Genomic DNA, 11,707 nt, shown 5'->3' with positions numbered 1-11,707 from the left:
CGTCGGCAGCGTCAGATGTGTATAAGAGGCAGGGCGGTGGCTACCGTGGCGGTCCCGGCGGCGGCGGCGGTGCTCCCGGTGGCGGTTTCCGCCCGGGTGCCCCGGCCGGCGGCGGTGGTCGTCCCGGTGGTGGCGGTCGTGGTCGTGGCGGCGGCGCCGCGGGTGCCTTCGGGCGTCCGGGTGGTCGGCCGACCCGTGGCCGCAAGTCCAAGAAGCAGCGCAGACAGGAGTTCGACAACCTGTCGGCTCCGACCATGAGCTCGGGTGCTCCCCGGGGTCAGGGTCAGGCCGTCCGGCTCTCCCGTGGCGCCTCGCTCTCGGACTTCGCCGACCGGATCAACGCCAACCCCGGTTCGCTGGTCCAGGAGATGTTCAACCTGGGCGAGATGGTCACCGCGACCCAGTCCTGCTCTGACGAGACCCTGCAGCTGCTGGGTGAGCACCTCGGCTTCGACGTGCAGATCGTCAGCCCGGAGGACGAGGACCGCGAGCTGCTCGCGCAGTTCAACATCGACCTCGACGCGGAGGTGGCCGAGGAGCGTCTGGTCAGCCGTGCGCCGGTCGTGACCGTCATGGGTCACGTCGACCACGGTAAGACCAAGCTGCTCGACGCGATCCGCAAGGCGAACGTCGTGGCCGGCGAGGCGGGTGGCATCACCCAGCACATCGGCGCCTACCAGGTCCACGTCCCGCACGAGGGCGAGGACCGGGCGGTCACCTTCATCGACACCCCGGGTCACGAGGCGTTCACCGCCATGCGTGCCCGTGGTGCCCAGGTCACGGACATCGTGATCCTGGTCGTCGCGGCCGACGATGGTGTCATGCCACAGACGATCGAGGCGTTGAACCACGCCAAGGCGGCCGACGTGCCGATCGTGGTCGCGGTCAACAAGGTCGACAAGCCGGACGCCAACCCGGACAAGGTTCGCCAGCAGCTGACCGAGTACGGCCTGGTCGCCGAGGAGTACGGCGGCGAGACCATGTTCGTCAACGTGGCCGCCAAGCCGGGCATCGGCATCGAGGAGCTCCTCGAGGCCGTCCTGCTGACCGCCGATGCGTCGCTGGAGCTGACCGCTCCGATCGACGGGCCGGCGCAGGGTGTCGCCATCGAGGCGCACCTGGACAAGGGCCGCGGTGCGGTGGCGACGGTGCTGGTGCAGAAGGGCACCCTGCGGGCGGGCGACTCGATCGTCGCCGGTGGGGCGCACGGCCGGGTCCGGGCGATGCTCGACGAGAACGGCAACCAGCTCACCGAGGCCGGTCCGGCGCGTCCGGTCATGGTCCTGGGTCTGACCGCGCCTCCCGGCGCGGGTGACACGTTCCTCGCCGCGGCGGACGACCGTACGGTGCGGCAGATCGCCGAGCAGCGCCAGGCACGGCGGCGGGCGGCGTCCTTCGCCAACTCCCGCGGTCGGGCCACCCTCGAGACGCTCATGGAGCAGCTCAAGGAGGGCGAGAAGACGTCGCTCAACCTCATCCTCAAGGGCGATGTCTCCGGTTCGGTGGAGGCCTTGGAGGACGCGCTGTTCAACCTCGACATCCCCGAGGAGGTCCAGCTCAAGGTCCTCGACCGGGGCGTCGGCGCGATCACCGAGAGCAACGTCATGCTCGCGAGCGCCTCGTCCGAGCCGGTCACGATCATCGGCTTCAACGTGCGGGCCTCGAACAAGGTCCGTGAGATGGCCGACCGCGAGGGCGTGGAGATCCGGTACTACACGGTGATCTACCAGGCCATCGAGGAGATCGAGGCGGCGCTCAAGGGCCTGCTCAAGCCGGAGTACGAGGAGGTCGAGCTGGGCAGCGCGGAGATCCGCGACGTCTTCCGCTCGTCCAAGATCGGCAACATCTCCGGCTGCATCGTCCGGTCGGGTGTCCTGCGGCGTAACGCCAAGGCACGCCTGCTCCGCGATGGCGCGGTCGTGGCGGACAACCTCACGATCAGCTCGCTGAAGCGGTTCAAGGACGACGCCACGGAGGTCCGCGAGGGCTTCGAGTGTGGTCTGACCCTGGGTGGTTACAACAACGTCCAGGTCGGCGACATCATCGAGACCTTCGAGATGCGGGAAAAGGTTCGCGCCTGATCCTGCGGTGACGCACTTATCGAGGGGTTTACGCCGCTGGGCGTAAACCCCTTGATCATGCGGGGCCGGTAGCGGGTATCGTCCGGGGCGATGTTCACCGGAACCGCGGTCTTCGACCTGCTGCTGCCGGGCGACTCCAGGTCGCTCAAGGCCAAGAGATCATATGTACGGCCGATCGTGGCGGCGCTGCGCCGCTTCGAGGTGTCGGCCGCCGAGGTGGGAGCGCTCGACCTGCACGGTCGAGCGCAGATTGCGGTGGCCGTGGTGGCCGCCGAGGCGGCGCACGTCCGCGAGGTGCTGGACTCCTGCGAACGCCTGGTGGCCGGCCGCCCGGAGGCCGAGCTGCTGTCGGTCCGCCGCCGGTTGTACGGCGCGGACGACGACTGACCAGGGTGCCGGCTGTGCCGGGCGACCCGGCCGGTCGCGAAGGTAATGTTCGAGATGTTGGCCGGTCGGCCGGCGGCCCCCGGGTCGTCAGGTCGGCCGGGAGCAGGACGCCGTGGAGGTGGCGAGATGTCTGATCCGGCCAAGGTACGTCGGCACGCGGAACGGGTGCGTGAGCTGGTCGCGTCGGTGGTGCGGAGCCAGATCAAGGACCCGCGGCTCGGCATGATCACCATCACCGACGCCCGGATCACCGCCGACCTGCGCGACGCGACGGTCTTCTACACGGTGCTCGGTGACGCGGTGGCCCAGTCGGACACGGCGGCGGCGCTGGAGAGCGCCAAGGGGCTGCTGCGCAGCACCGTCGGCAAGGCGCTCGGGCTGCGGCACTCGCCCACCCTCACCTTCGTCCTAGACGACGTGCAGGACCAGGTCAAGCACATCGACGACCTGCTCGCCGCGGCCCGCAACGCCGACGCCGAGGTGCAGCGGCTCGCCGCCCAGGCGGAGTACGCGGGCGAGGCACAGCCGTACCGGGTCGACGACGAGACGGACGAGGCCGACGAGACGGCCGAGGCCGCCGGCGAGGCCAGCGACGTCACGGACAACCCCCGGGGTGGGGAAGCGCGGTGACCGGCACCGCCGGCGCCCAGCTCGGCACGGCGGTCGGCGCCGGCCCCACCGAGGCGGACTGGGCGGCGGCCGAGGCGCTGGTGCGCGCCGTGCCACCGACCGGCCGGGTGTTGCTGATCTGCCACGTCAACCCGGACGGCGACGCGCTGGGCAGCATGCTCGGCTTCGGCCTGGGCCTGCGCCAGCTCGGCGTACGCCACCTGCAGGCGACCTTTCCGGGGCCGCCGGAGGTGCCCGAGCCGTTCCGCGGGCTGCCCGGGCTGGACCTGCTGGTCCCGGCGAGCGCCGCGGACCCCGAGCCGGCCCTGGTGATCTGTTTCGACGCGGCGGGCGAGTCGCGCCTCGGCGAGCTGGTCGGTCGGTTGTCGTCCGCCGGCGCGGCCCTGGTGCTCGACCACCACGCCTCCAACAGCGGCTTCGGCACGGTGAATCTGGTCGATCCGGCCGCCGCGGCGACCTCGGTGGTGGCCGAGCAGTTGCTGTCCCGCCTGGGTGTGGCACCGGACCGGGCGATCGCCGAGTGCTTCTACGTGGCGCTGACGACGGACACGGGCTCGTTCCGGTTCGAGGCGACCACCCCGGCGGTGCACCAGTTGGCCGCCCGGCTGCTGGCCACCGGCATCTCGCCCGGTGACATCTCGCGACGGGTCTTCGACACCCGTCCCTTCGGTGCGGTCCGTCTCTTCGGCGAGGTGCTGGGCCGGGCGCGGCTGGAGCCGGCCGAGGCCGACGGCCGGGGGCTCGTGTGGACGTTCGCCACCCTGGACGACCTGGCCCGGCACGACCAGCGGCCGTACGTGCTGGAGGCGTTGATCGACTCGGTGCGGTGCACCGCCGAGGCGGACGTGAGCTGCGTGCTGAAGCAGACCACGCCCGGCGAGTGGGCGGTGTCGATGCGCAGCAAGGGCGCGGTCGACGTCAGCCGGGTGGCGGTCGCGCTGGGCGGCGGCGGCCACCGGTTCGCGGCCGGGTTCACGGGCCGGGGCAGCGTCGAGCAGGTGGTCGGGGCGATCCGCGGCGAGCTGGACGCGGCGCTGATCCGCCCGGGCGGCTGATCGGGCCCGCTTCGCCGCGTGCCCGCCGCCGCCCTCCGCCGGTGGCGAAGATCAGGGTCAACTCCGGGGAGTGTTGGTCTTTCCGCGCTCCGTGAGAGCGGGAAGAATTGCGGGATGGAGCAGCCGCACGACCTCACCGTGGAAGCCCCCCGCGCCTGGGACCGCCCCGCCGTCTCCGTTCCGGTCCTCGTCTGCCTGTCGCTCGTCGGTGGGCGGTTCGCGTCCTTCTCCACCGAGGCGAATCTCTACACTCTCGGCACCGGCGGCGTGCTGATCTGGCTCGGTCTGAGCAACCGGGTGCCCCGCCGGCCGGCTCCGCGCCGGCTGGGGTCGGGCGCGGCCTGGTGGGCCCTGCCGGTGGTGGTCTTCGGTGTCTTCGAGGGCGCCACCTTCGTGCTGGCGGTGGGCGACGACTTCCCCACCTTCTCCCGGCTGGCCGACCCTCTGCTGGAAGATCAGCTGACCCGGTCCGCGGTGTGGTTCGCCTGGCTGGCCGCGTTCTGGGGTCTGGTGCGGCGATGATGCGGGCGCTCGCCATCGGCGGTTTCCTCGGCGCGCTGGCCCTCTTCGGCCTGGTCGAGTGGTTGGCCCGGCGGGAGGGCTCCCGGATTCCCACGCTGGGCGAGGTCTGCGCGTACGTGATGCGCTACGAGGTCGGCCCGGTGCCGGTGGGCAGGATCGGTCTTTTCGGCTTCTGGTGGTGGCTGGGCTGGCACTTCCTGGCCCGCTGAGCCGGGTCACGGGGGTGTCCAGATGGCGGGAACCGTGAGCAGTATGTGGACCTGAACGATAACTTGGGAGGCGGCCGGCACCGCGTTGCGGTGCAGGTCATGGGCGGTGGCGCCACACCTCGCGCCGCCTCCCTCCAGGGTCGGACCGACCCGGGCTCGCGCTGCCCAGCCGGCTGCTCCGGTAACCCCGGACCGCCGTGGGGCGCTCAGCACCACCGCCCGTGCGTGCCGCCGCGTGCCGGTGGCTCACACCCTGGAAGGAGCGCCACCATGCCGAACAAGCCCAAGCCGGAGACCACCACCGACGACGCCCGCGAGCAGGCCCGCCGCGCGCTGCAGACGTCGATGGACACCCGCCAGTGATCCGACCCGTCCGGCGGTGACGCCACCGACGGCCCCCGTCGACCGCGTCACCGCCCGACCGGCCGCGTTCCGCGCCGGCGTTGTCGCCGCGCTTCGCGTTCACGCACCGATCCCGCGCCGCCCGTCCGGATAGCCCCGGCGTCCAGCATCGGTAAGTCCTGGCCATCCTTGCGATCCTTACCAAGCGCGTGACAGGATCGCCGGCGATGGACACCAGCACGCTTGCCGCGTCCCCCCGGCGGATCGCCGGCCTCGCCCTGCCCGCCCTCGTGGTGCTCGCCGCCGAGCCGCTCTACGTGCTCGTCGACACGGTGGTGGTCGGTCACCTCGGCCGCGTACCACTCGCCGCGCTCGCCGTCGGCGGAACGGTGATGACGCTCACCGCATGGGTCGGCACGGTGGTCGCGTACGGCACAACCGGGCGCTCGGCCCGCCGCTTCGGCGCCGGCGACCGGCCGGCGGCGGTCGCCGAGGGCGTCCAGTCGTCCTGGCTCGCCTTCGGCGTGGGGCTGCTGATCGCCATCGGCATGCAGTTCGGCGGCGGCGCGCTGGCACGTACCCTCGCCGGAGGTGGCGGCGAGGTGGCCGACGCCGCCGCGCAGTGGCTGCGGATCGCGGCCCTCGGCGCCCCCGGTCTGCTGCTCGCCGCCGCCGGCAACGGCTGGCTGCGCGGCGTGCAGGACACCCGCCGCCCGCTGCTCTTCGTGCTCGGCCCCAACCTGCTCTCCGCGCTGCTCTGCCCGCTGCTGGTCTACCCCGGCGGGCTCGGCCTGGTGGGTTCGGCGGTGGCCAACGTGGTCGCCCAGACGATCGCCGGTGGGCTCTTCGCCGCGGCGTTGGTCGCCGAGCGGGTGTCGCTACGGCCCCAGCCCCGGGTGATCCGCCAGCAACTGGTGCTCAGCCGCGACCTGCTGATCCGGGGCCTGGCGTTCCAGGCCAGCTTCCTCTCCGCGACCGCGGTCGCCGCCCGCTTCGGCGCCGCCGCCGTCGGCGCCCACCAGATCGCCCTCCAGCTGTGGTTCTTCACCGCGCTGGTGCTCGACGCCCTGGCCATCGCCGCGCAGTCCCTGGTGGGCGCCGCGCTCGGCGCCGGTGACGAGGCGGGCGCCCGGGCGCTGGCCCGTCGCATCGGGCTGCTCGGCGGCGTCTGCGGCGTCGGCTTCGCGCTGCTCGTCGCCGCCGGCGCCGGCGTCGTGCCGTCCTGGTTCAGCTCCGACCCGGAGGTACGCGAGCAGGCGATGGTGGCCTGGCCGTGGTTCGTGGCCATGCTGCCGCTGGCCGGGGTGGTGTTCGCGCTCGACGGCGTGCTGATCGGTGCCGGCGACGTGCGTTACCTGCGCAACCTCACGATCGTGGCGGCGCTCGGCGGCTTCCTGCCGGCCATCTGGCTGACGTACGGGCTCGACCTCGGGCTGGGCGGCATCTGGGCCGGGCTCACCCTGTTCGTGGTCATCCGGCTGGTCGCCCTGCTGCTGCGCCTGCGCAGTGGCGGTTGGGCGGTCGTCGGCGTGACCCGGTGAGGGCCCCGCCCGACGCCGCTGGTCCGGCGGGGCCGCCCGCACGCTTCGTCGGCGGGGGCTTCTGGCAGGCTTGGGCGACGTGAGCACCGATGGTCTGATCGTGGTCGACAAGCCCGGCGGCATGACGTCGCACGACGTGGTGGCGCGGATCCGCCGGCTGGCGAAGACCCGGCGGGTCGGCCACGGCGGCACCCTCGACCCGATGGCCACCGGCGTGCTGGTGATCGGTGTGGGCCGGGCCACCCGGTTGCTGACCTACGTGATCGGCGCGGGCAAGAGCTACACCGGCACCGTCCGGCTCGGTCAGGCCACCGTCACCGACGACGCCGAGGGCGACGTCATCGCCACCACCCCGGCCGGTCAGGTCACCGACGAGGCGATCCGGTCGGCGTTGGCCGCGCTGAGTGGCGAGGTCGACCAGGTGCCGAGCGCGGTCAGCGCCATCAAGATCGACGGGCAGCGGGCGTACAAGCGGGTCCGCGAGGGAGAGAGCGTCGAGCTGCCGGCGCGGCGGGTCACCATCTCTCGCCTGGAGGTGCTGGCGATCCGCCGCACCGAGCCGGACGTGGTGGACGTGGACATCGACGTGACCTGCTCCTCCGGCACGTACATCCGGGCCATCGCCCGCGACGCCGGCCTGGCGCTCGGGGTCGGTGGGCACCTGACCGCGCTGCGCCGGACCGCGGTGGGTGGCTTCACCCTCGCCGAGGCGGCGACCCTCGACGAGCTGGAGCAGCGCGCCCCCGACGTGGTCAACCTGCCGCTGGACGCGGCGGCCGACCGGTTCTTCCCGCGCCGGGAGGCGACGCCCGACGAGGCGCGGGTGCTCGCCCACGGTGGGCCGCTGGACCCGGCGGGCCTCGCCGGGCCGTACGCCGTCTTCGGACCCGCCGGTGGCCTGATCGCTATCGTCAGCGAGCGGGACGGGCGGGCCCGCGCGGAGATCGTGCTCGCCCCGGCCTGACGGCGGGGCGCTGGAGCGCCGGCCGGCGGCCGGCGGTGTCGACCCGCCCGACCGGCGGGACAGCAGGGAGGAGCGGCATGCAGCGGTGGCGGGGGTACGACGCGGCGCCCGGCGGTTGGGGGCGTTCGGTCGTCACCATCGGCGTCTTCGACGGCGTGCACAAGGGGCACCAGGCGACGATCGGGCACACCGTGGCCCGGGCCCGGGAGCTGGGCGTGCAGTCCGTGGTGGTCACCTTCGACCCGCACCCGGCCGAGGTGGTCCGCCCCGGCTCGCACCCGGCGGTGCTCACCGAACCGGCCCGCAAGGCGGAGCTGATCGAGGCGCTCGGCGTGGACGTGCTCTGCGTGGTGCCGTTCACCCCGGAGTTCTCCCGGCTGCCGGCCGAGCAGTTCGTGCACGACGTCCTCGTCGAGCACCTGCACGCGGCGCTGGTCGTGGTCGGCAGCAACTTCCGCTTCGGGCACCGGGCCGCCGGCGACGTGACGCTGCTGGAGCGGCTGGGCCGCACCTTCGGCTTCGGGGTGGAGGGCGGCCCGCTGGTCGCCGAGGACGGCACGGTCTTCTCCTCGACGTACATCCGCTCCTGCGTCGACGCCGGCGACGTGGGCGCGGCGGCGGCGGCGCTGGGCCGTCCGCACCGCCTGGAGGGCGTGGTGGTCCGCGGCGACCAGCGCGGCCGGGAGCTGGGCTTCCCCACCGCCAACCTGCTCTGCCACCGGTACGCGGCGGTGCCCGCCGACGGGGTGTACGCGGCCCGCCTGATCCGCCGTGGGCAGTCCGAGCCGTTGATGGCGGCGGTGTCGGTGGGCACCAACCCGACCTTCTCCGGCCGGGAGCGGCGGGTGGAGGCGTACGCGCTGGACTTCGACGGCGACCTCTACGGTGAGCGGCTGGCGCTGGAGTTCGTGGCGCACCTGCGGGGACAGATCCGGTACGACTCGATCGAGCCCCTGATCGCCCAGATGGAACAGGACGTCGAACGCACCCGCCACGCTCTGGGCTGATGTCGCCCGGGCGACGCCGCCCCCGCCTGGCCCCTTCACCGGGCGCTGCCGGCGAGTGCTGGTAGTCTGGCCGAAACGTCGGGTAACCGGCGTGGGGCCTCGCGTGCCTGCTCGACGCCGCGGGTGCGAGGTGCCGGTCCGTTCCCGGTCCATCGGGACGACGGACGCCCACTTGATCAACCCACTGAAACAGGGAGAACATGGCGCTCGACCAGGAAGCCAAGGCCACGATCCGTGCGGAGTACGCGACCGCCGAGGGCGACACCGGTTCGCCGGAGGTGCAGGTCGCGGTCCTCACCAAGCGGATCGCTGAGCTGACCGAGCACCTGAAGGTGCACAAGCACGACCACCACAGCCGCCGTGGGCTGCTGCTGCTGGTCGGCCGTCGCCGTCGGCTGCTCAACTACGTCCAGAAGAAGGACATTGCCCGCTACCGGTCGCTCATCGAGCGGCTCGGCCTGCGCCGGTGACGTGACGGGGGAGTGGCCGACCGGCCGCTCCCCCGATCGGCGTCCCACCTGAAGAACACGGGCCGCGCGACCACCCGACAGGGAGCCGGTCAGCGTACCGGTCTCCGGTAGTGGCCCCCGGGAATCCCGGCATCATGCCGGCCACCCGGGCGCTTCGATCGAAGACCGGCCGGCTGAGCAGTTCCCCGTGTCGTGGGGCCCACGACGCGAAGGAGCACTACAGCACATGACCGAGACCAACCTCGGCACCGAATCCCGCACCGCCGTGATCGACAACGGGTCCTTCGGCACCCGTGAGATCACCTTCTCCACCGGTCGGCTGGCTCGCCAGGCCGCCGGTTCCGTCGTCGCCCAGCTGGGCGAGACGGTCGTTCTCTCCGCCACCACCGCCGGCAAGCACCCGAAGGAGCAGTTCGACTTCTTCCCGCTGACCGTCGACGTCGAGGAGCGGATGTACGCCGCGGGCCGGATCCCCGGCTCGTTCTTCCGCCGTGAGGGCCGGCCCAGCGAGGACGCGATCCTCACCTGCCGCCTGATCGACCGGCCGCTGCGCCCGTCGTTCGTCAAGGGCCTGCGCAACGAGGTCCAGGTCGTCGAGACCGTCCTCGCGCTCGACCCGCAGCACCCGTACGACGTGGTGGCCATCAACGCCGCCTCGATGTCGACCAAGCTCTCCGGCCTGCCGTTCTCGGGCCCGATCGGCGCGACCCGGGTCGCGCACATCGAGGGCCAGTGGGTCGCGTTCCCGACCCTCGAGGAGCTGGGGCGCGCCACCTTCGACATGGTCGTGGCCGGCCGTGCCCTGCCGGACGGCGACGTCGCGATCATGATGGTCGAGGCGGAGGCCACGCCGAACGCCGTCGCCCTGATCTCGGCCGGGGCCACCGCCCCCACCGAGGAGATCGTGGCCAGCGGCCTGGAGGCCGCGAAGCCGGCCATCCGTGAGCTGTGCCGCGCCCAGAGCGAGCTGGCCGAGGTCGCCGCCAAGCCGGTCAGCGAGTTCCCGGTCTTCCTGGACTACCAGGACGACGTGTACGACGCCGTCGCCGAGGTGGCCCGCACCGAGGTGGCCGAGGCGATCACCATCGCCGGCAAGGCCGACCGCGAGGAGGCCCTGGACCGGGTCAAGGCCCGGGTCGCCGAGGAACTGGGTGGCCGGTTCGAGGGTCGGGAGAAGGAGCTCAGCGCCGCCTTCCGGTCGCTGACCAAGTCCGAGGTGCGCAACCGCGTGCTGCGCGAGCAGGTCCGCATGGACGGCCGTGGGCCGCGGGACATCCGCCCGCTGACCGCCGAGGTCGGCGTGCTGCCCCGGGTGCACGGTTCGGCGCTGTTCGAGCGGGGCGAGACGCAGATCCTGGGCGTCACCACGCTCAACATGCTCCGCATGGAGCAGATGGTGGACACGCTGTCCCCGGAGAACCGCAAGCGGTACATGCACAACTACAACTTCCCGCCGTACTCGACCGGTGAGACCGGCCGGGTCGGTTCGCCGAAGCGGCGCGAGATCGGCCACGGCGCGCTCGCCGAGCGGGCGCTGATCCCGGTGCTGCCGTCGCGCGAGGAGTTCCCGTACGCCATCCGGCAGGTCTCGGAGGCGCTCGGCTCCAACGGCTCCACCTCGATGGGCTCGGTCTGCGCCTCGACGCTGGGCCTGCTCAGCGCCGGTGTGCCGCTGAAGGCGCCGGTCGCCGGCATCGCGATGGGGCTCATCTCGGACGAGGTGGACGGCAAGACCGAGTACGTGACGCTGACCGACATCCTCGGTGCCGAGGACGCGTTCGGTGACATGGACTTCAAGGTCGCCGGCACGCCGGAGTTCGTCACCGCGCTCCAGCTCGACACCAAGCTCGACGGCATCCCGTCGGACGTGCTGGCCGCCGCGCTGCAGCAGGCCAACGAGGCCCGGCAGGTCATCCTCGGCGTGATGCGGGCCGCGATCGAGGCTCCGGCCGAGATGTCGGACTACGCGCCGCGGGTCACCACCGTCAAGATCCCGGTGGACAAGATCGGCATGGTGATCGGCCCGAAGGGGCAGACCATCAACGCGATCCAGGACGAGACCGGCGCCGAGATCTCCATCGAGGACGACGGCACGATCTACGTCGGCGCCACCAACGGCCCGTCGGCCCAGGCGGCCGTCGACCGGATCAACGGGATCGCCAACCCGACGCTGCCCAAGCAGGGCGAGCGGTTCCTCGGCACGGTGGTCAAGACCGCCGCGTTCGGCGCGTTCATCTCGCTGCTGCCGGGCCGCGACGGCCTGCTGCACATCTCCAAGGTGGGCGACGGCAAGCGGGTCGAGCGCGTTGAGGACTTCCTCAACGTCGGCGACCGGGTCGAGGTCGAGATCGCGGACATCGACGCCCGCGGCAAGATCTACCTGGACAAGGTCCGCCCGGAGGGCGCCGAGGCGCCGGCCGCCGGTGAGGCCGCCGGTGGCGACCGGCCGGCCAGCCGCGACCGGGGCGACCGCGGCCCGCGTGACCGGGGCGCTGTCGC

The 11,707-nt window shown here is 72.5% G+C and carries 11 protein-coding genes; all 11 read left to right on the top strand.

The features are described from left to right. Positions 1-2,081: translation initiation factor IF-2 (gene infB / locus DKT68_RS27760; protein ID WP_109820338.1), on the top strand; the 2,081-nt coding region annotated here is incomplete at its 5' end. 90 nt (positions 2,082-2,171) lie between these two features. Further along, positions 2,172-2,468, top strand: coding sequence for a DUF503 domain-containing protein (locus DKT68_RS27755; protein ID WP_109820337.1), 297 nt, complete (start codon positions 2,172-2,174; stop codon positions 2,466-2,468). 126 nt (positions 2,469-2,594) lie between these two features. After that, positions 2,595-3,098: a 30S ribosome-binding factor RbfA gene (gene rbfA, locus DKT68_RS27750; RefSeq protein ID WP_109820336.1), complete on the top strand. Its 504-nt coding sequence runs from the start codon at positions 2,595-2,597 to the stop codon at positions 3,096-3,098. Continuing rightward, positions 3,095-4,153, top strand: coding sequence for a DHH family phosphoesterase (locus tag DKT68_RS27745; RefSeq protein WP_109820335.1), 1,059 nt, complete (start codon positions 3,095-3,097; stop codon positions 4,151-4,153). The genes rbfA and DKT68_RS27745 overlap by 4 nt, the downstream gene beginning before the upstream one ends. Before the next feature lie 114 nt (positions 4,154-4,267). Next, complete coding sequence (locus DKT68_RS27740; RefSeq protein WP_109820334.1) at positions 4,268-4,675, top strand: hypothetical protein; 408 nt, start codon at positions 4,268-4,270, stop codon at positions 4,673-4,675. Then, a complete protein-coding gene (locus tag DKT68_RS27735) occupies positions 4,675-4,884 on the top strand; it encodes a DUF6186 family protein (RefSeq protein ID WP_201749215.1) in 210 nt (69 codons plus the stop codon). The genes DKT68_RS27740 and DKT68_RS27735 overlap by 1 nt, the downstream gene beginning before the upstream one ends. A 569-nt stretch (positions 4,885-5,453) precedes the next feature. Continuing rightward, positions 5,454-6,767, top strand: a complete 1,314-nt coding sequence (locus DKT68_RS27730) for an MATE family efflux transporter (RefSeq protein ID WP_109820332.1) — start codon at positions 5,454-5,456, stop codon at positions 6,765-6,767. A 79-nt stretch (positions 6,768-6,846) separates the two neighbouring features. Then, entirely contained in the window at positions 6,847-7,731 is an 885-nt protein-coding gene (gene truB, locus DKT68_RS27725) for a tRNA pseudouridine(55) synthase TruB (RefSeq protein ID WP_109820331.1), read from the top strand. Between the two features lie 77 nt (positions 7,732-7,808). Then, positions 7,809-8,738: a bifunctional riboflavin kinase/FAD synthetase gene (locus DKT68_RS27720; protein WP_109820330.1), complete on the top strand. Its 930-nt coding sequence runs from the start codon at positions 7,809-7,811 to the stop codon at positions 8,736-8,738. Between the two features lie 200 nt (positions 8,739-8,938). After that, on the top strand, positions 8,939-9,208 hold the full coding sequence (gene rpsO, locus DKT68_RS27715) for a 30S ribosomal protein S15 (RefSeq protein WP_074317913.1): 270 nt from the start codon (positions 8,939-8,941) through the stop codon (positions 9,206-9,208). Positions 9,209-9,434: 226 nt separating this feature from the next. Then, positions 9,435-11,707: polyribonucleotide nucleotidyltransferase (locus DKT68_RS27710; protein ID WP_109820329.1), on the top strand; the 2,273-nt coding region annotated here is incomplete at its 3' end.

Origin of the sequence: Micromonospora acroterricola (assembly GCF_003172955.1) — a bacterium.
GTDB lineage: Bacteria > Actinomycetota > Actinomycetes > Mycobacteriales > Micromonosporaceae > Micromonospora > Micromonospora acroterricola.
This window is presented reverse-complemented; position numbering and strand designations above follow the sequence as displayed.